Genomic DNA, 20865 nt, shown 5'->3' with positions numbered 1-20865 from the left:
AAAGGAGAGATAGGAGTGAAAATAGCCGATTTTTCGGTAAGGAGACCGGTCACCATTGCCATGATCATCATTGCGGCAGTGTTATTTGGTATTATTTCTCTGACAAAGCTAAAGGTGGACTTGTACCCGGAACTTAACCTGCCGGTTGCAGTAGTGGCAACCAGCTATCAGGGGGCCTCACCGTCTCAAGTAGAGAAATTAATATCCAAGCCCATTGAAGAAGCCGTGGGAACGGTCAGTAATATCAGTAAGGTGCAGTCGCAGTCGGCAAACGGCTCATCCATAGTTATCGTCCAGTTTAACTGGGGAACAAACATGGACCAGGCTACGCTTGACATGCGCGATAAAATCGACCGTGTAAGAGGCAGCCTACCTAAAGACGCCGATTCACCGCGCGTTATGAAACTCGACCCGAACAGCCAGCCGATTATTACGATGGCCATGTCGGGGCCCGTTGACGTCGTTGAATTAAATAAAATTGCCCAAAATTTAATCCAGCCTCGAATCGAGCGGATAGACGGGGTGGCCTCTCTAGGCATATCCGGCGGAAGAACAAGGGAGATTCAGCTTACCGTGAATCCCGATGCGCTTACTGCATACGGCATTACAGTGGACCAGATCAACCAGGCTCTTGCCGCACGAAATCTATCCGGATCGGCTGGTAGTTTAACAGAGGGCGGCAGGGATATCAACATTAAGGTAACTGGTGAATTTGACAGCCCTCAAGATATTGGGCATACGCCGATTACGCTTCCGAAAACGGCTAACGGCGGCGGAGGTGTTATCCAGCTAGCTGACGTTCTCACTGTTACCGATGGCTACCAGAAGATTACCCAGGAATCAAGGGTAAACGGTCAGCCAAGTATTGGATTAAATGTAACGAAAGCGAGCGGAGCCAATACGGTGACCGTGGCGCAGAGCGTGTTGAAGGAATTGGATGCCATCCGGCCCCTGCTGCCTAAAGGAGTTAAAATTGTCACCATTCTCGATTCTTCCATTTATATTAAAGATTCGATCCACACGCTTGAACAGCATGGCCTTGAAGGAAGCATTCTGGCGATTCTTATCTTATTCATATTTTTAAATAGCTTCCGATCGATGCTTGTGGCAGCCATCGTTATACCGATATCGCTTATCTCAACCTTTGCCTTAATGTATTTTACAGGGCAAACCATCAACTTGATCTCGCTGATGGGCTTGATGCTTGGCATAGGTTCACTTGTGGACTTCTCTGTTGTTGTGCTGGAAAGTATTTACCGAAAGCGGCAGCAGGGCCTTCCCATTGACTTGTCGTCTATTGCAGGCGCTAAAGAAGTGGGAACGGCGGTCATGGCTTCGGCTCTGGCGCAAATTGCCGTGTTTCTCCCGATTGTCTTTGTTAATGGCATTGCGGGGCAGCTGTTTGGCCCATTGGCTTTAACCGTTGTGTTCTCGCATATTGCAGCCCTTATTGCGGCTATAACGCTAGTACCTATGATGTCATCTAAGCTTTTAACGCAAATACCAAAAGACCCTCAAGAATACGTTCATTCAACCAGCCGTTCTCCATTGGTCGCTTTCCAGAAAGGCTTTTACCGGTTGAGTAAATCTTACGGACGTCTTGTGAACTGGTCCTTGAACCATCGCAAAACCATTTTAATTACAACCCTTGTTGTTTTTCTTGCGTCTGTAGGCGTTTTTGCCTCCCCTCTGATTGGCAAGGAGTTTCTTCCATCCTTTGACCAGGGGGACATCACGGTCAACGTGAAATTACCTCCAGGCTCACGGCTGCAGGATACGGAAGCCACGATAAAACAGGTCGAACAAATGGCATTAAGCGTTCCAGAGAAGGACCTTGTATATACATCCATCGGTTCAGGCGGCAGCCCCGTTGTGGCTACCTCTTCATCTAATCAGGGTTCTGTTGAGCTGAAGCTTGTGCCAAAAGAAAAGCGCTCGAGATCAACCGACCAGGTAATGGAGGATCTTAGAAACCATACGAAAAACATTGTCGGCGCTGATATTACCGTTGCGGCAAAGAGCTCGGGTATGCCTACTGGCAGCCCGATTAGCATACAGCTTGAAGGGGATGACTTAAATACCCTGAAAGACATCAGCAGTACGATGGTTGATATCATTAAAAATGTTAAAGGTACGCGAAATGTTACTTCTTCGTTTGATAACGTGAACGATGAGATTCAAGTACAGGTGGATAGCAATACAGCTTCCCAATACGGAATCACAACCAACCAAATCCTATCCGCAGTCAACACGGCTTTTGGCGGACAGGTTGCAACCAAATACCGGACAGGCGACGATCAGATTGATGTCCGTGTACAGTTCCCGGAAAGCTACCGCAGCGAAGTCAATAACTTAAACAGCCTGATGCTGTCTACTCCGACAGGTGCACAAGTTTCGGTTGGACAAGTAGCGCAGATTACGAAGTCCGCTATTCCGCAGCAGATCAACCGGAATAATCAAACGCGCGCCGTAAGCATTACTGCTGATATTCAAGGGCGGGACCTCAATTCTGTTAATACGGAAATCAACGCCCAATTGGCTGCTTTAAAACTGCCGCAGGGCTATATGATTGATAAGAGCGGCGGCCAGGGACAAAATATGGCGGATTCATTCAGCAGCCTGGGGTTGGCCATTGTGCTTTCTGTTCTGCTTGTTTATATGGTAATGGCTGGCCAGTTTGAGTCGCTGTTCTATCCGTTTGTGATTATGTTCTCCATACCGCCTACCTTAATTGGTGTGGTTGTAGGACTGTTGGTCACCGGTCAAAAGCTTGGCGTAATGGCTATCATGGGCTACATCTTGCTCATAGGTATTGTTACGAATAACGCCATCGTGCTGATTGATTATATCAACACCCTGCGCAAAGAAGGCATGGAGCGAAATCAAGCGGTGCTAACTGCGGGTCCGGTTCGTCTTCGCCCGATCCTGATGACGACCCTTGCAACTGTGTTGGCGATCCTCCCGCTAGCATTCGGTGGCGGACAGGGAAGCGAGGGGCAGACTCCGCTTGCCGTAGTGGTTGCCTTCGGCCTTACCTTCTCGACGCTTGTAACGCTTGTTCTGGTGCCGGTAGTCTATACCTTGTTCGACGATATGATTATAAAACGACGTGCGCGCCGGGAAAAACGGCGTGCACGTAAACTAGAGAGACGCTTAAGCAAAACGGGAGGGGAAAATTTCAATGCGTAAGTTATTTATTGGGGTGACAATCGCTTCGCTTACGATAGGCTCAAGCCTACTGGCTGGCTGTGGCAGTAAAGCGGCCGTGCAGGTCAACACGATGAAACTGATACCTGTTGAAGTTGCCAGGGCGGCGGAGGGCTCGCTTGACAAAGGACGCGTTCTTACCGGGACAACCCAGGCCTATCAGCAAGTAAACGTTGTGCCTAAAGCGAGTGCTAAGGTGGTTGCCATTAATGTTAAAGTCGGCCAGAAAGTTAACCAGGGTGATGTATTGTTCCGTCTCGACGACGTTGATCTGCGCCATGCTGTTGAGCAGTCACAGGCGGCGGTGGCCAGCGCCCAGGCAAATCTTGCGCAAGTTATTACCCAGCATAACAGCGGTTCACAGTCCGCACAGGTCGGCATAACTCAGGCTTCTAACGGATTGACCCAGGCAGATAATACGATAAACAAAGCAAATAACGGAGTGAGCCAGGCGGATAACGGCGTTGCTCTGGCCCAGTCGCAGTTAAACGATGCAAAGGTTAACCTCGACCGCATGAACCAGTTGTTCAGTCAGGGAGCCGTCTCCCAACAGCAGGTTGACCAGGCAAAAACAACGTTTACACAAGCAGAAAATGCGTTGAAGAACGCGAATGTGGCCCGTCAGAATGCAGTTGCTGCCGTAAAAGATGCAGACATAGCCCGGAAAAATGCCGCGGCTGCGATGCAGAATGCGCAAATCCAGGCCGGTACTGCGGGGAGCACTGCTGGAATTGAAGCATCCCAGCAGCAGGTTAACCAGGCGCAGGTTGGCTTGCAAATTGCGGAGGACAACCTGGCAAATGCCTCGGTTCCAGCTCCTATCGCCGGTACCATTGGCGCGATAAACGGAGAGATTGGCGATTTCGCGTCCCCGCAATCTCCGTTTATGATCTTATCCAATCTGGATCCGATGAAGGTAACCATCAATACGCCTGAGAATTTGTTAAGCTTGTTTGCGCCGAACCAGTCAGTGGATATTAAGATTCCTTCCATAGGTTATTCCGGTAAAGGAAGAATTGCTTCGATTAGCCCGATCAATCAGCAGAATGCAGGGTATCCGGTAACATTTGAGATTCCGAATCAGGATGGCAAGGTGAAAGCAGGCATGATTGCGCAGATTACCGTCATTCCGCCCACGGCGAAAAAGGGGATTGTGATTCCGACTGCAGGCATTCTCGATGATAGCGGCCGATCCTATGTGTATGTTGCGAAGGGTGATAAAGCGGTGAAAAAACCGGTTACCGTTCTTGGGCAAAACAGTGATCAATCGATGGTGGACGGCCTCACAGTTGGGGATGCAGTGATCGTGAAAGGGCAAACCCTTGTTAATACAGATGTAAAAATTTCAGTAAAAAATAGCAAATAAGCATAACGAGACCCTGGAATAGAACGATTCGCAGTAGTCCATCCTTTATAAAGAAGAAATAAAAAGGGGGATGGGCCCATGAATAAACGAATCGCCCTTATCTCAGGGTCTTTGCTTGTGTTAACCGTTTCTTTTTCTAGCGTGCCGTTTGTAACCGTAATGCCAATCACCGCGGCAGGACCTGCAGGCGCACAGGAAGCCGGTCTGCAAGCAGCCGGTACCCCTGCGCTTGAAGTGGAGCATTCAATTGAAGGTAAATCCGTACAGCTGTATTTCAGTACGAACAACTTTCAAATAGCAAGCCCAGGAGCACGTGCTGGCAAACGAGCAGGGGAAGGCCATATTCTTCTGTGGGTGGATGGAAAGATTACCAAGCAATACAAGAAAGAGGTACAGCTGCCTGCTCTCACTTCCGGCAATCATAAGTTTGCCGTAGAGCTTGCCGGCAATGATGATACACCTTATCCAAATACCCGAATTGAGTTTGACGTTACATTGCCTTGAAATAGCAGATGACAAAGTGAAATGAGTTAGGGCGCTGTGATTTAAACCTGCAGCGCCCTAACTCATTTTATTTAGCTAAAATGTGATTTTCCTCATTTTTATGCCGTTATTATGCATGAAGAATGAGCGATCGGACATACTTATATTATCCGATAAAGTCCTGTACGAACATTTTGCCGTAAGGGCCGCCATTCACAATGCCGATTCCTACTTGCGTGAAACTTCCGTTCAGAATATTGGCACGATGGCCTGCAGAGTTCATGAGCGCTGTGTGAGCAGCGCTCACCGTTTGATTGCCGGCAATATTCTCACCTGCTGTTTGGTATGAGATGCCGAATGTTTTCATCATATCAAATGGCGAGCCATAAGTAGGAGATTGGTGGCTAAAGTAATTATTATCGATCATGTCTTTTGCTTTTACACGGGCCATTTTAACAAGCTGCATGTTTGCTTTAAGCGGTGCCAGCCCATTTTTTTGACGTTCCTGATTAACGAGGTTAAGCATCTGTTGTTCTTCCTGTGTTAAGCCTGCTGTAGCCTGGCCTTTTGAACCACCAGCCTGCTGGGCGGGTTGTGGCGCAGCTTTTTGTGCAGGTGCTACTTGTACAGGTGCCGCTTGTGTAGGTGCTGTATATTGTTTTTGCGGTGTTTGCTGTACAGGCACAGCAGCTTTAGTATTCCAATTAGCGAAATTAACACTATTTCCGAAATATTGCGAGATCAATTGGTTGAGTTGGTCCTGACTTAATGTTTGGCTGCCGCTGTATGTTACCACTTTATATTGTGTGTTCGTGTTTGGGCAGGTTGCTGCCTGTGCTCCGGCGACATTAACGCCCACCAGTGCAGTAGTTAGAAGAGTAGCAGCTAATAATTTTTTCATCGAATCACTCCCGTTGATTTAGTAGTTGGCTAACTCATGTATCATCCTAACATACAAAACGGGCAGTTTTACCTGGTAATGTTTTCTTTCCCCCTCTTTCATTTTTTCTCCTAATTGCCCATAAACCCGCATACACTGGTAAAAGCCAGTGTTTTTACAGTGCTATTTCAAACCTTTTCATTCCAATAATTACATGTTTATATTTCGAGAAGATGAGCTTTCCGGGGGAGATTGACATGAAATCCACAAGCCAAGCTGCCAATCAAATTAAAGTTGTTTTTAATAACGAAAAAATTCTTTCGCAGCCGAGAGAGAAGATTATTAGCACAAGGATGGAAAAGTCGCTTGAACACGAATCGGGGGCTTTAAAAGAACTCGAATGCCTGGTTGGGCTTGATGGTGTTAAAAAATTAGTCTACGAAATTTATGCGTTCTTAACCATACGAAAATTGCGGGAAGGCCAGGGGCTTCATAATGCACCCCACATGTTTCATATGGTTTTTAAGGGAAACCCGGGAACTGGAAAAACAACAGTAGCCCGAATTTTTGGAAAACTGTTTAAGGATATGGGAATTCTTGAAAAAGGCCACTTGATTGAAGTAGAAAGGGCGGATCTGGTAGGGGAATACATCGGCCATACGGCTTCGCGCACCCGGGACATCATAAAAAAAGCGCTCGGGGGCGTTTTATTTATTGATGAAGCCTACTCGCTTGTGAGAGGCGGAGAGAAGGATTTTGGAAAGGAATGCATCGATACACTGATTAAGAGCCTCGAGGATAACCGGAAACAGCTTATTGTGATTCTGGCGGGGTACAATGACGAGATGGACTATTTTCTTGCCTCTAACCCTGGTCTTCCCTCGCGTTTTCCGATAAAGCTAGAATTTCCGGATTACACCATTCCGCAGCTTCTCGACATTGCGAACGGGATGTGCCAGGAGCAGGCTTATTATTTAGCCCAGGATTCCCGGAATCTTGTCAGGCGGCTTCTGATACGTGAAATGGAAGATGGTCTGAACCATTTCAGCAACGCCAGATATGTGCGCAATATGATTGAGAAAGCAATCCGCCAGCATGCCATTCGCGTAGTGACGGAATACACCGCTGGTGAAATAGACAAGAATTTGCTTATGGAACTTCGTGCGGAGGACTTTAACGTGCAGTGAGGAGAAAGCCCGCTTTTAAACCAACGGGCTTTTTTATTTTTGCCTGGATCTCATTCTGCGCAGCGCTCTTCGGTACTCTGAGTCGCCCATTGGCTCGTTGCTGTTTTCCGCTTCATAAGTTTTGGCTGGCTCCAGCGATTTCCCGGAAAGAAAACGGCGGATCGCTTCCCGGAAGGCTGCATCGCTGTTATCTTCTCTCTGCTCATCGTTCGCCTGGGGGTTCTCCTGCAAACGGCGTAGTCCGCTGCGGAACGCTCTGTCTGGGTTATGCGGTGCGGATCTCGGTTCTGCCCGCTCCTGATAACGCCGGACTGTTTGTGCGACAGGCTCCCCATTTTCCTTTTCCTGTTCGATGCGGGTTTCGTAAACAGGCTTAAATGGCCCTTGTGCAGCAACAGGCTGTGGCTCCTGATTCCAATCTGCAATTTTTTGTTCTGGATCGTTCTTTTCTTGCTCCGTTTTCTTCTGGTCGGCCGGGGCCGTCTTGCGTATGAAAAAGGATAGCACCAGCGACAGCACGGTTAAGCCCGTTGCAATGAGAAAAGCGTCATTTATACCCATCGCTGTTCCCCTTGCGGTAGCAAGCGCCATGTGAGCTTTATCGGTCAATGAAAACTGTTCGCGCTCAACAATATCCCTGATATGAATGGCACTGTTATTGGCCATAACGGAGACGAAAAAAGCCATACCGACAGCACCCGCCACCATCCGCAGCGTATTAACCATAGCGGTTCCGTAACGGTTGAACTTAAACGGCAGATCGTTCAAGGAGGCTGTGAAAATTGGCATCATAAGGATGGCCATACCAAACATTCGCGCGGTGAAAACGGCTGTGACATACGTGAAGGAGGTGTTAATGTCAAGCTTGGCCAGTGCGTACGTCGTGATAGCCGTAATAAGCAGCCCGGGAATCGCAAGCCATTTGGCACCCATTTTATCAAAAAGTCTTCCGGTAATGGGGGACATGACTCCCATAATCACCCCGCCAGGCAACAGCATGAGACCCGACAAGAACGGGGAAAACCCGCGCACATTTTGCATGTATATAGGCATTAAAATCATGCCCGCGAACATCGCCATCGTAACAATCACGTTGATGATCGTTAAGAGGGTAAACATGCGGTATTTGAAAATCCTAAACTCTAGAATCGGGTGGTCCACAACAAATTGGCGCCAAATAAACAGAACCAGGCAGACACCGCCAACAATAAACGTAGCAACCACGTTTGTGCTGCTCCATCCGGAACTTCCAGCTGTAGCAAAGCCGTATAAGACCCCGCCGAAGCCCAATGTGGAGAGGATGACACCCAGGACATCTAATTTTGGCCGGCTAGTTTCCGCTACATTCCTAATCAAAAAAAACGAGACAATTAAGTTGAGCAGCGCGATGGGAAATACAATATGGAACAGCACCCGCCACGAGTAGGATTCAACAATCCACCCGGATAAGGTAGGCCCTATCGCTGGCGCGAAGTTAATGGCAACCCCGAACATCCCCATGGCCGCTCCACGCTTTTCCAGCGGAAACAATGTAAAGATAACATTGGTAATCAAAGGGAAAAGGATCCCTGCGCCAGCTGCCTGTACAACACGGCCGATCAAAAGTACTGAAAAGCTGGGTGCAATCCCGCAGATAAGTGTTCCAACTGTAAAAAGTGTCATTAAAGTGAAGTACAGCTGCCTGGTGGTAAAGCGCTCCATCAGGAAAGCTGTAACAGGAATGACAATGCCATTAACTAACATGTAGATGGTTATCAACCAGTTCGCTTGAACAGCTGAGATGTTCAAATGCTGCATGATCTGAGGCAAAGCTACGTTTATCAACGTCTGGTTCAAAAACGCTATGAAGGCTCCAACCAACATGATGCCAAAAATAGGGCCCGTCCGAATCGCCGGTTTTTTTGCTGCCGTTCTATTTTCCATTTTGCCTTTTCTCCTCAAACCGTTTTTGGTTTTTTTATTTTAACCCTTGTCCTGTTATTTCTTACCCCGCAATTGACCTTTTTATTTCGAAATGGCCAGCCTTTTTCTCATTTACAACTCCTTAATACAAATTGGGATTTTATTTTATATTTCACATAAACTTGCTTAACAAAATAAGGCTACTATGAAGGTAACAAGTATATTCATCCGGAAGACTGCAGGCTTACACGAAGTGTTTTTAACAGGTATTCCACTAAAGGAGCTGGGTTCTGTTGTGAATCAGCAAGAATTTATTCAGCAAATGGTGAAAAAGAAAAAAATGGCCTTGTATAAGAACATCAAACAATGGCCATCCAAGGTATATACGACGCTTCTCTTTGATTTAGACGGCACCCTTATGAACAGCAGGTTATCCGTAATGCATGCAGCCTATGAAGTGGCTTGTTCTTACATCCCTGGAAAATTCACATTTGCTGAGCTTAATAAGCGCTTCGGCGAACCCTTTTCTTCTTTTGTTGAGTTTACCGGTCTTAGCCATTTGCATGATGAGATACGCCGTTCTTACGTCAAACAAGTTAAAAAAAACCATGACTTGCTTGTCAAACCGTATCCTTTTGTTAAAGAAGGGCTTACACAACTAAAGAAGCTGGGGTATAAGCTTGGAATTGTCACCAATAAAGAACGGGAACTTGTTGAGCTCGGATTATCCCGGGTGGGAATCGATGGTTTGTTCCACGGAGTTGTTTGTATAGAGGATGTACATGCAGGAAAACCTGCAGCTGAACCGATATTGAAGGCGCTGTCACTTATGCAGTCACAACCGGAAGAAACACTTATGATTGGCGATACCCTGTTTGACATTCAAGCGGCAGTGCGCGCAGGAACAGCAAGTGCCCATCTGCAAAACGAGGATTATGCCCATCCCAACCCTTTTCAGGCTACTTATTGTTTTAAAGATTTCTCCGGGCTTTTTGCGTTTTTGAAGGAATTGCATCAGCGCAATGGCGGAATCGGGCCCTGGCAGCAACAGGGATAAAAAATCAAAGAGTTGCGGTGCCGCTGCTTTGTCGCAGCAAATAAACCAAACAATAAGAGCGAAAAAGTTTTCCACACAAAATGTGACGGGGACTGCTGAATCCAAAGCGGTCCTTTTTTGTCGTATAGGGAAGTATATTTTGCTTTAACGTGTTGAAGTGCGTTGAGCGATTTTTTAAATGGGACCTCCGGTCCCGAAACACCCAAGGAAAACATCCTGAGGCGCATGTCCGCACCTTTCTTTCCCCCAGGCCGAAAAGTCTTTCGATTTTACCTTTCGGCATAAGTGCAACTTAGGTCGCTGCCTGCACTATAGCTTGGCCGCAACCTAGTTTTCTAATGGAGCGTGTGGAACAGAGGGCGATAATGACCGGCAACCTGTCTCCATCATTGAGAAACCCAAATGTTTTGCCGGTCCGTCCGACGTTCCACAAAGCGGCCGTAAAAACTTCTGTGAGGGGAAAGGAGAGAGCGGCATGGCCCGGGATGTTTTCTCAATTTCGATTACGCCTATACAGTTCGTGTTTCAGTCCTTGTTCTGCTACAATAAGGACTGATAAGGAGCGTGATTTTTATTCATACAATTGAACAAAATCAGCCTGAGCGAGCCGTGCTTGTCGGTTATTATAAAAAGAATAGCAGCCAGCGCCGCTTTGAGCTTTCACTTGAAGAACTCAAAGAACTGACATATACTGCACAGGCTGAAGTTGTAGCGGTTCTAACCCAGGGCAGAGACCTGGCGGATAGCCGCTGGTATGTAGGTAAGGGCAAGGTGGAAGAGATCAATCAGGTTGTCCAGCAACTGAATGCTAACTTGGTTATTTTCAATGACGAGCTGACACCTATGCAGATCCGAAATCTTGAGCAGGCAATAGATTGCAGAGTGGTGGATCGCACGCAGCTCATTCTCGATATTTTTGCCCAGCGGGCGCAGTCCAGGGAAGGAAAGCTTCAGGTCGAACTGGCCCAGTTAAAGTACAGACTGCCAAGGCTCACTGGCAAGGGGGCTGAACTCTCGCGCCTGGGTGCCGGCATTGGAACGAGGGGGCCGGGGGAAACTAAGCTCGAAAGCGACCGCCGCCACATTCGCCGGCGAATCGGGGAAATTGAGGCGCACATTGAAGAAGTTAAGCGGCACAGACGCCTGCACCGGGAACGGCGCAAAAAAAATGAAGCGTTTCAGGTTTCGATCGTGGGCTATACGAATGCAGGTAAATCCACGATTTTAAACCGGTTGACCGATGCTGGTATTCTTGAAGAAGACAAGCTTTTTGCAACGCTGGATCCCACCTCGAGGCGCGTGGAACTGCCTGGCGGCCAGGAAATCATCATGACGGATACGGTCGGTTTTATTCAGGATCTTCCGCACCAGCTTGTTGCGGCTTTTCGCTCAACACTGGAGGAAGCCGCCGAAGCGGATTTGCTACTTCATGTGATAGACGCTTCCAACCCGGATTATAGCGTACACATGGAAGTGGTGGATTCCATTCTTGAGGATTTAGAAGCACAGTCCATTCCGCGGATCACTGTTTTTAACAAAATGGATAAGATGGGCGAAAAACCAGTTGCATCTGTGGCCGGAGAAGTGATTTATGTATCAGCCAATAAAGATGAAGATATGAAAAAACTGCTTGCTGCGGTACAAGCGCACATGGAAGAACTAAACGCGCGGTATTTGCTGCATATTCCCGTACAGCGTGGCGACCTGCGCGCCCTTGTACATCGGTCTGCTTACGTTGAAGAAGAAACCATCACGGAAGACGGTATGTTTTACGACTTGTTGGTGAAGAGTCGAAGCCTTGAGCAGATATCGCCGGAATTAAAACACTTCATGGTTTAGGCAAAAAGGAGAGAAGCATTTGTATTCGTATTTGGAACACGGGGATAAGCTGTCCCCTTATATAGAAGAGATAGAGAATGTGATTGGGCCCCGCCGCAGAGAGATTGAGAAGATGGCGGACTACAATCAATTTAAGGTGCTGCGCGCCTTTCAAAAATTTCAGGTGAGCGATTTTCATTTCAGCCCATCTACCGGCTATGGGTATGATGATGTAGGGCGCCAGACGCTGGAGAAAATATACGCGGAAGTTTTCGGTGGGGAGGCGGCGCTGGTACGCAACCATATTATCAGCGGGACCCATGCGATTGCCATCTGTTTGTTTGGGATTTTGCGGCCAGGCGATGAGCTCCTCTACATAACAGGAGCGCCATATGACACGCTGGAATCCGTGATCGGTGTCCGCGGTGAAGGTCAGGGGTCACTAAAAGACTACGGAATTGGCTACAAAGCGGTGCCGCTTCTTCCGGATGGCCGGATCGATAAAGAAGAGATTAGCCGTCAGATAACGCCTAATACGAAACTGATTGGGATACAGCGTTCCCGGGGGTATGCGGATCGGCCATCTTTTACAATAGAAGATATAGAAGAAATGGTTGCTTTTGTAAAAGGAATCAAACCGGATGTAGCATTTTTTGCCGATAATTGTTATGGTGAGTTCACTGAAGATCGAGAACCCCTGCAGGTAGGCGTCGACATAATAGCCGGTTCCCTTATAAAAAATCCGGGCGGAGGCCTTGCTAAAACCGGGGGATACATCGTTGGCAGAAAAGACCTCGTTCAGCTTGCGTCTTACAGGATGGCAGCCCCGGGAATTGGCGGGGAAGGCGGGGCGTCGCTGTATAGCCTGCATGAGATGTATCAGGGCTTCTTTCTCGCTCCTCACGTTGTGGGGGAAGCGTTGAAGGGAGCGGTATTTACAGCCGCGCTCCTGGAGCGATTAGGCTTTAAAACCAATCCGCGCTGGAGCGATCCGCGTACAGATCTGATCCAGTCGGTTGAATTCGGGACAGCAGAAGGCTTGATCGCCTTTTGCCAGGGCATACAAAAGGCTTCGCCCGTCGATTCGCATGTTGTTCCAAAGCCTAGTTACATGCCTGGATACGCAGATGATGTCATTATGGCTGCCGGGGCTTTTGTGCAGGGGGCAAGCATAGAATTGTCTGCCGACGGGCCTATACGGGAGCCTTACCTGGGGTTTGTCCAGGGTGGATTAACCGCTTCCCATGTGAAAGTAGGCGTGCTCACAGCCTTAAATGAAATGATTAAAAGAAATTTGCTAACGATTTAAAAAATTATCGTGTTAATTTACCTTACATGTATTGACGAGGTAAGCTGACACATGTAAAATGAGAAACATAAACCGGATGGCGAAAGGAGTAAACGTACTCGTGAGTGATGATATTCGCCGCAATATGGCTCTGTTTCCTATCGGTATTGTTATGCAGTTAACGGAATTAACAGCGCGTCAGGTTCGGTACTATGAACAGCAGGAACTGATTTATCCCGCCCGTACGAAGGGAAATCAGCGGCTTTTTTCTTTCAATGATGTGGACCGGCTGCTGGAAATTAAATCACTGCTGGAGAAAGGTTTGAACATTGCCGGCATCAAGCAGGTGCTTGAGATGCGCAAGCAGAAAGAGCTTGAGCAGAAAACCGTGATGAATGAACAGACCGAGGAAAAGAGAAAAGAAATGAGTGACCAGGATCTTCGCAGTTTGCTTAAACAGCAGATTGTGCATGAGAACCGGCCATGGCAAACACCGCTTATTAGAGGAGAGCTTTCCCGCTTCTTTCACTAATATAGAAATTTAACAGTAAAATCCTTTTATAGGAGAGATTATTAGGAGGTTTGATCAGGATGTCAGCTAAGTATACCCGTGAAGACATTGTACGCTTGGTAAAGGAAGAGAATGTAAAATATCTTCGCCTGCAGTTCACTGATCTGCTTGGTACCATTAAAAACGTTGAAATTCCAGCTAGCCAGTTAGATAAGGCACTGGATAATAAAATGATGTTTGACGGTTCTTCAATCGAAGGATTTGTTCGCATTGAGGAATCCGATATGTACCTGTATCCTGATATTGATACATTTGTGATCTTCCCGTGGACGACAGAAGGCGGCAAAGTGGCGCGCTTTATCTGTGACGTATTTACGCCGGAAGGCAACCCATTCATGGGAGATCCGCGCCAAATATTAAAAGCTAACTTGAAAAAAGCAGAAGAACTTGGATTTACTGCGTTCAATCTTGGACCTGAACCTGAATTCTTCTTATTCAAACTTGATAGCAATGGAAATCCTACTACGGATCTCAACGACCAGGGCGGTTACTTCGACTTTGCTCCGCTGGATCTTGGCGAAAACTGCCGTCGTGATATTGTACTGACGCTTGAAGAAATGGGATTCTCTATGGAAGCCTCACACCACGAGGTGGCTCCAGGACAGCATGAGATTGATTTTAAATATGCCAACGCAGTTCAAGCAGCTGACCAGATCCAAACCTTCAAACTGGTTGTCAAAACAATTGCCCGCAAACACGGCCTGCATGCTACTTTCATGCCGAAGCCGCTGTTCGGTATTAACGGTTCAGGTATGCACTGTAACCTGTCGCTGTTCTCCGGCAATAAAAATGTTTTCGAAGATACTACGACTGAGCTTGGGCTTAGTGAAACAGCTCTTCAATTCCTTGCAGGCGTACTTAAGCATGCTAGGGGATTTGCAGCGATTACAAACCCGACTGTAAACTCCTATAAGCGTCTTGTTCCTGGCTATGAAGCACCTTGCTATGTGGCCTGGTCTGCGAAGAACAGAAGTCCGCTTGTGCGTATCCCTGCTTCCCGCGGCCTAAGCACACGCATTGAAGTCCGCAATCCAGACCCTGCAGCTAATCCTTACCTGGCCCTGACTGCTCTGTTAAGCGCAGGCCTCGATGGCATTACAAGCAAACTGAGTGCACCGCCTGCTATTGACCGCAATATTTATGTCATGAACGAATTAGAGCGTGCTGAGAATGGAATCGACAGCCTTCCTGCTACGCTTAAAGAAGCGATTGAATGCCTGAAGAACGATGCTATTATTACTGAAGCAATCGGCAACCATGCATTGGAGCGCTTTATTGAAGCGAAAGAAATCGAATGGGATATGTTCCGTACGCACGTTCACCCATGGGAACGTGAACAGTATATGAATTATTAATTCCAGATTATCTGAAATTGGGAGCGCATCTTGCGCTCCTTTTTGGTATAAAAGAAAATAGAAGCTCTTATGGCCATGGCTAAAATTCTGACCGAGAGGAGTAACAGATGACCATTATCGTTTGGGTGATCATTTGCCTGCTATTTGCATTAAGCCTGGCGGGGGTGTTTGTTCCGGTAATTCCGGATGCGCTGCTCGTTTGGGGTGCTTTTCTGCTCTACCAATTCGGCATCGGCCACCCTGGACTGCCGTGGTATTTCTGGGTGCCGATGACGCTGCTTACCTTGCTGTTGATTGGCGCCGACATGCTGTCCAATATGTATTTTGTAAAAAAGTATGGCGGGGACAAATGGACGGCGGCTTCATCAATTGTCGGCATCATCGGGGGTCCTTTACTGCTGGGTGTTTTTTTAGGGCCTTTTGCTATTCTTGTAGGGCCTTTTCTTGCGGTCATGCTCCTTGAACTGGCGCGGCGCACAAAAGGCAAAAAAGCGCTCGCGATTGCTTTTGGGACAGTTCTAGCTTTTTTAAGCAGCGCGGCAGCAAAAATTGTGATTCAGCTTGTGATGATTACCTGGTTTATCATTCAGGTCGCATAGCATGAGAAAAGATTCCTCCTGCAGGGAAGGTATTTTATTTCAGAAAAAAACCATGCGTAAATGTAAATGCGCATGGTTTTTTTTGTGTTTTTTTGATTTTTTTTGGTTAGTGCACCATGCGATACACACCTACAACTTTTCCAAGTATGGTTACAACGGGGAGAAGGATAGGCTCCATCGAGGAATTTTCCGGCTGCAGCCTAAAGTGATTTTTCTCTTTAAAAAACCGCTTAACCGTCGCTTCGTTTTCTTCTGTCATCGCAACTACTATATCTCCATTGTTTGCTACCTGCTGCTGACGGACAATTACATAATCGCCATCCAATATTCCCGCTTCGATCATACTTTCCCCTTGTACGCGCAGCATGTACACGGTATCGTTGCCTACTGTGGACTCAGGAAGCACAAAATATTCTTCAATATTCTCAATCGCCGATATAGGCTGTCCAGCTGTAACCTTCCCAAGCACAGGAACTTTTACGGATCGGACTTCCTCAAGCTCTCTCTCAACTTCCTCGGAATCAAGGATTTCAATGGCCCGGGGCTTCGTCGGATCCCGCCGGATTAGGCCCTTTTTCTCAAGCCGGGCCAGATGGCCATGTACAGTAGAGCTTGATGCGAGCCCTACAGCTTCCCCAATCTCCCGTACGGAAGGCGGGTATCCCTTGTCCTTTACTTCGCTCTTTATGTACTCCAGGATTGCTAACTGCCTGCTTGATAGTTTCTTCATCTAGAACACCCCTCACATGCCATTTGTATCATTTGGATTTATTATACCAACGTTTGTTCGTAAATACAAACATAAGTTCTAATTTTTTGTGTTGACAGGAACGTTCGTTCGGGTTACGATTGATATGTAAAGAACAAATGTTCTGCTATTTAATCGTTCTACATTGGACAAGTATACCATAAACATGGAATAGAAATGAAAATACAGGAGGAAAGATAGATGAACAAGAAGCTGGTTTTAATAGGGGTTATATTCGCACTGTTCGTGGTTGGCATGACAAGTTTCGTGTTTGGCACCAGCAAAGCCGAGGCGGATAAGAGCATCGAAGTTGTCGTTCATAACGGGGATACCCTCTGGAATATTGCAGACAAATATCACACGCAGGCTGGTACATCTGTGCAGGAGACCCTCTTTTACATACAACAGGCCAATCATTTGAAGTCTGCGGTCATTCATCCAGGGGACAAACTTCTCATCCCGCTCAAATAGTCAATCCCTGTTTTATGTGATATAATACGGGGACATCGTTTGAGAGGAGTTCTATATGGTTACGGATGATAAAATTAAGAGAATTAACGCACTCGCTGCTAAGGCAAAATCAGTAGGGCTTACACCGACCGAGAAAATGGAACAAAGAGCACTGCGAAATGAATACATTCAAGCCGTCCGCGGTTCGCTTCGCGCCAACCTTGAATCAATTCGCCTGGTAGATGAGAATGGTAATCAGTTAGGCGCATTGCCTAAAAAACATAAACATTAACAAAACCCCTCCATTAACTAGGAGGGGTTTTGTTACGGAGGGGGTTGAAGCCTGTGAGAGTAGCGTTATACGCCAGGGTCAGCACGGAGAGAGCGGAACAGGAAACGAGCCTCATGCGGCAAATAGATGAATTAACCCGCTTTGCCCGCCAAAGCGGGTGGGAGATCGTGCGAAGCGTCCAGGAGAAAGCCAGTGGCTTTGATGAAGAGCGGTGGGGTCTGCTTGAGGTGCTCGAGGATTTTAGCGAGGGCCGAATAGAAGCCGTTCTTATCCAGGATGAGACTAGATTAGGGAGAGGCAACACTAAAATCGCGATCCTTCATCAAATTAAAAAAGCAGGCGGCCACGTTTTTTCTCTGGATAACGGGGGTGAGCTGCAGGTGAGTGAAATGGAGGGCATGGTATTGGAGATACTGGCTATTGTGGAAGAATACCAGCGCCGGCTAACCAACCAAAAAATAGCGCGTGGCATGCAGCGGGCGATAGCAGCCGGGTACAGGCCGGAGAAAAACTTAAAAAACATTGACAAGGGGGGAAGAAAACGAAACGATTTGCCGATGGAAGATATTATTCGGCTGCGCAGTAAAAAATTAACCTTCGAAGAGATTGCGGCCACTCTGCGTGGGCTTGGATACGAGGCATCGCGCGCTACCGTTCACCGGAGATACAAAGAACATATGGAAAGCTTGCCTGATGAGGAGGAATCTTTATGAGTCAAACAGCTGAGCATTGTATGGAATGCAATGCGTTAATTAAACAGCCGGTTTATGCGATTTATCAAGGAGAAGAGGTTGCTGGACATCTATGTGATAAATGCTGGTCACGCCACAGAATGAAACCGTTAAGAGAAAGGAGCCCATTTGAGAAGTTGGCAAAGCTTAAGGAGCAATTAGAAGAGTAATAGTTTCCACAGGCCGGCTTTCCTGTGATCGGTTGAATAGTAAAAAAAAACTGCGTAGTAATAAAAAACAAAAAATTACAAACAAAAGTATCAAAAAAACTACTACATAACACAAGAAGTAACAAGAAAAAAACGGTTTATACGAAGTATAGACATTTCGCACGAGATGCCTCGATAATTCACTCGTTTTTCTTCTATAAAAACTGTTAGAATAAGATTGATTGATTTCGTAAAATTCCGGAAGGATGGATAGAGTGAGAAAAGCTACAAGAGATTCGATTGAACTGCTGGCACCAGCCGGCAACTGGGATTGTATGAAAGCTGCAGTGGCTAACGGTGCCAATGCGGTCTTTTTCGGCGTCGAAAAATTTAATGCCCGTGCCAGAGCTGACAATTTTAAAATGGATGATCTGCCGGAAATTATGGGCTATCTCCACAGATATGGGGTAAAAGGCTATCTAACTTTCAATATACTAGTTTTTGAGGATGAACTGCGGGATGCCAGTGAGCTTGTAGATGTATGTATCGAAGCGGGTGTGGACGCTGTTATTGTTCAGGATATGGGCCTTGTCGAGCTAATTCGGGAAATATCCCCTGACTTTCCGATACATGGGTCTACCCAGATGACCATTACGTCTCCAGAAGCAGTGAATTTTGTTGATGAATACGGCATGGAAGTAGTCGTACTTGGCCGTGAAAATAACCTAAAGCAGATCCGGACAATCGCCGAGAAAACAACCGTACCGCTCGAAGTGTTTGTGCATGGTGCGCTTTGTGTATCCTATTCCGGTCAATGTTTAACGTCTGAAATGTGGGGTGGACGCTCCGCCAACCGTGGGGAGTGCGCTCAGGCATGCCGCCTGCCCTACGATCTAATTGTAGATGGCGTACAGAAGGAAATGGGAGATATTGCTTATCTGCTGTCACCAAAAGATTTAGCTGCGATCGATTTAATCCCCGAGTTAATTGAAACAGGCGTCAGCTCTTTTAAAATTGAAGGGCGCCTCAAATCACCTGAATATGTTGCAAATGTCGTCGGCAAGTATCGCAGAGCCATCGACGCTTACTTCGAAGGGGAAAATTATCACACCTCAATGGAAGACATGCGTGAACTTCAGCAAAGTTTCAGCCGTGGATTTACACATGGTTTTCTGAAGGGGACCAATAATAAGCAGTTAGTTGACGGAACGTTCCCGAAAAGCCGCGGCGTATACCTGGGTATGGTTAAGAAGAAGCTGAAAGATGCGGTTATATGCGAACTGGAAGCTCCATTAAAAAGAGGAGATGGAATTGTTTTTGACGCAGGGAAGCCTCAGGAAAAAGAAGAAGGCGGCCGCGTCTATGACCTTCGCAAAAACGGCCGTAAAGTTGAAGGAGAAGTTGCTGCAGGTATTATCGAGATTGTTCCGGGACGAAATGATGTCCGTCTGAACCGTGTACAAGTAGGCGATAAAATATGGAAAACGAATGACCCTGAACTTGACCGTAGACTGCGTAAAACTTTTGAACATGACCGTCCGTTTGAGTTAACGCCTATCTCAGTAACCGCTTATGGCTCAGAAGGAAAGCCACTGAATTCGGTATGGTTAGATACACAAACTGGTGCAAAGGTTATCGTTACCTCATCGCTGCCTCTTGAAACTGCGATCAAACGCCCGTTAACCGAAGAGTATCTGATGGATCAGTGGGGAAGGCTTGGGGGCACTGTTTATGAACTAAGTACAGTGGAGATGCAGATGGACAAACAGGTCATTCTGCCTGTTAAAGAGCTTAACAGGATTCGGCGCGCAGCCGTTGAACAGCTGATGGCGCTGAGAGAATTGCCGCGCAGGTTTACAAAAACAACTACGCTACATGAAAATGAGTCTATCGAATCGTCTGCAGCATTAACTGGTGAACATACCACCCGCCGGCCTGAACTTATTGTGCTATGCCGAACAATGGAACAAATACACGCTGCCACCAGGACAGATGTGGATTATCTATACGCTGACTTTGAATTTATTAAGGATTATCCGGCAGCCGTTTCAGCGGCCCATCAGTTTGGGAAGAAAATTGCACTGGCTACCCCGCGCATCCACATGCCGGGCGAAAACGGGGTATTAAACGCCATGCTTAAAGCGGCTCCAGATGCCATTCTCGTGCGTAATTTGGGAGCACTTAATTATTTTAACCAGATGCAAACAAGCCTGCCGCTGATTGGCGATTTTTCGCTCAATATCGCCAACCATAAAGCAGTGGATGTGTTTTTGGAGCAGGGGCTTACCCGTGTCACGCCTTCTTATGACTTAAATATACAACAGATGGTGGACATGCTTGAGAAATCAAGAGTGGATAAAATTGAGCTTGTTATTCACCAGCATCTTCCCATGTTTCATACCGAACATTGTGTTTATTGCACTTTCCTAAGTGACGGAACCGATTATACGAACTGTGGAAGGCCATGTGAAAGCCACCGTGTGTCTTTGCAGGATCGCATTGGTATGTCCCACCCCGTACGCGTAGACACCGGCTGCCGAAATACTGTCTATAATGCGATCGAGCAGTCAGGCGCGGAGTACATCAGCCATTTTCTTGAGCTTGGTGTTCGGGATTTCCGAATTGAATTCCTGGAAGAGTCGGAAGAAATGGTGCATGAAGTCATTCGGCTATACCGGCAAGCCCTGGACGGTAAACGGACTGGAACAAGTGTCTGGAAGAGTCTTAAGGCAACAAACCAGCTTGGGGTAACCCGCGGTCAATTAATTAAAAAGTAATAACT

At 47.0% G+C, this 20865-nt stretch carries 18 protein-coding genes; 15 read left to right on the top strand and 3 right to left on the bottom strand.

The window, feature by feature from the left end; translation table 11 throughout:
- Positions 1-15 precede the first annotated feature (15 nt).
- From PP175_RS13080 to PP175_RS13070, 3 genes are all read left to right on the top strand, one after another.
- Positions 16-3189, top strand: a complete 3174-nt coding sequence (locus PP175_RS13080) for an efflux RND transporter permease subunit (RefSeq protein ID WP_272438796.1) — start codon at positions 16-18, stop codon at positions 3187-3189.
- Positions 3182-4573, top strand: coding sequence for an efflux RND transporter periplasmic adaptor subunit (locus PP175_RS13075; protein WP_272438795.1), 1392 nt, complete (start codon positions 3182-3184; stop codon positions 4571-4573). Before PP175_RS13080 ends, PP175_RS13075 begins: the two co-directional genes overlap by 8 nt.
- A gap of 78 nt (positions 4574-4651) precedes the next feature.
- Positions 4652-5077 carry a hypothetical protein gene (locus PP175_RS13070; protein ID WP_272438794.1) on the top strand — a complete coding sequence of 142 codons (426 nt, stop codon included), beginning with the start codon at positions 4652-4654 and terminating at the stop codon, positions 5075-5077.
- Between the two features lie 145 nt (positions 5078-5222).
- On the opposite strand, the gene PP175_RS13065 is transcribed toward PP175_RS13070, so the two are convergent.
- Entirely contained in the window at positions 5223-5957 is a 735-nt protein-coding gene (locus PP175_RS13065) for a CAP domain-containing protein (protein WP_272438793.1), read from the bottom strand.
- 236 nt (positions 5958-6193) lie between these two features.
- Between PP175_RS13065 and PP175_RS13060 the strand changes: the two genes are divergently transcribed.
- Entirely contained in the window at positions 6194-7123 is a 930-nt protein-coding gene (locus PP175_RS13060; protein WP_272438792.1) for an AAA family ATPase, read from the top strand.
- Positions 7124-7156: 33 nt separating this feature from the next.
- Here the strand turns inward: PP175_RS13060 and PP175_RS13055 are convergent, their stop codons facing one another.
- Positions 7157-9046 (bottom strand): DHA2 family efflux MFS transporter permease subunit, encoded by a 1890-nt coding sequence (locus tag PP175_RS13055; RefSeq protein WP_272438791.1) that lies wholly within the window; start codon positions 9044-9046, stop codon positions 7157-7159.
- A gap of 184 nt (positions 9047-9230) precedes the next feature.
- On the opposite strand from PP175_RS13055, the gene PP175_RS13050 reads away from it, so the two are divergent.
- The 6 genes from PP175_RS13050 (at position 9231) to PP175_RS13025 (ending at position 15713) form a co-directional block, all read left to right on the top strand.
- Positions 9231-10082 (top strand): HAD family hydrolase, encoded by an 852-nt coding sequence (locus tag PP175_RS13050; RefSeq protein WP_272438790.1) that lies wholly within the window; start codon positions 9231-9233, stop codon positions 10080-10082.
- Between the two features lie 564 nt (positions 10083-10646).
- The gene (gene hflX / locus PP175_RS13045) at positions 10647-11921 is read left to right on the top strand and encodes a GTPase HflX (RefSeq protein WP_272438789.1); all 1275 of its coding nucleotides are present in this window, start codon (positions 10647-10649) and stop codon (positions 11919-11921) included.
- 19 nt (positions 11922-11940) lie between these two features.
- Positions 11941-13209, top strand: a complete 1269-nt coding sequence (locus PP175_RS13040) for a methionine gamma-lyase family protein (protein WP_272438788.1) — start codon at positions 11941-11943, stop codon at positions 13207-13209.
- Between the two features lie 100 nt (positions 13210-13309).
- Positions 13310-13720, top strand: a complete 411-nt coding sequence (locus PP175_RS13035) for a MerR family transcriptional regulator (RefSeq protein WP_272438787.1) — start codon at positions 13310-13312, stop codon at positions 13718-13720.
- 59 nt (positions 13721-13779) lie between these two features.
- Positions 13780-15114, top strand: coding sequence for a type I glutamate--ammonia ligase (gene glnA / locus PP175_RS13030; RefSeq protein WP_272438786.1), 1335 nt, complete (start codon positions 13780-13782; stop codon positions 15112-15114).
- A 107-nt stretch (positions 15115-15221) separates the two neighbouring features.
- Positions 15222-15713 carry a DUF456 domain-containing protein gene (locus PP175_RS13025; protein ID WP_272438785.1) on the top strand — a complete coding sequence of 164 codons (492 nt, stop codon included), beginning with the start codon at positions 15222-15224 and terminating at the stop codon, positions 15711-15713.
- A 106-nt stretch (positions 15714-15819) separates the two neighbouring features.
- Here PP175_RS13025 and lexA read toward each other — a convergent pair whose 3' ends face one another.
- Positions 15820-16443, bottom strand: coding sequence for a transcriptional repressor LexA (gene lexA, locus PP175_RS13020; RefSeq protein ID WP_272438784.1), 624 nt, complete (start codon positions 16441-16443; stop codon positions 15820-15822).
- A gap of 219 nt (positions 16444-16662) precedes the next feature.
- Between lexA and yneA the strand changes: the two genes are divergently transcribed.
- The 5 genes from yneA (at position 16663) to PP175_RS12995 (ending at position 20860) form a co-directional block, all read left to right on the top strand.
- Positions 16663-16932, top strand: a complete 270-nt coding sequence (gene yneA / locus PP175_RS13015) for a cell division suppressor protein YneA (protein WP_272438783.1) — start codon at positions 16663-16665, stop codon at positions 16930-16932.
- 55 nt (positions 16933-16987) lie between these two features.
- Positions 16988-17203: a DUF896 domain-containing protein gene (locus PP175_RS13010; RefSeq protein WP_272438782.1), complete on the top strand. Its 216-nt coding sequence runs from the start codon at positions 16988-16990 to the stop codon at positions 17201-17203.
- A 53-nt stretch (positions 17204-17256) separates the two neighbouring features.
- Positions 17257-17916: a YneB family resolvase-like protein gene (locus PP175_RS13005; RefSeq protein WP_272438781.1), complete on the top strand. Its 660-nt coding sequence runs from the start codon at positions 17257-17259 to the stop codon at positions 17914-17916.
- Positions 17913-18104 (top strand): hypothetical protein, encoded by a 192-nt coding sequence (locus tag PP175_RS13000; RefSeq protein WP_272438780.1) that lies wholly within the window; start codon positions 17913-17915, stop codon positions 18102-18104. Before PP175_RS13005 ends, PP175_RS13000 begins: the two co-directional genes overlap by 4 nt.
- A gap of 245 nt (positions 18105-18349) precedes the next feature.
- On the top strand, positions 18350-20860 hold the full coding sequence (locus tag PP175_RS12995) for a U32 family peptidase (protein WP_442870371.1): 2511 nt from the start codon (positions 18350-18352) through the stop codon (positions 20858-20860).
- Positions 20861-20865: the final 5 nt, after the last annotated feature.

Source organism: Aneurinibacillus sp. Ricciae_BoGa-3 (assembly GCF_028421645.1).
Lineage (GTDB): Bacteria > Bacillota > Bacilli > Aneurinibacillales > Aneurinibacillaceae > Aneurinibacillus_B.
Note: the sequence above shows the minus strand (reverse complement) of the source record. Positions and strands in the feature narration are given on the sequence as shown.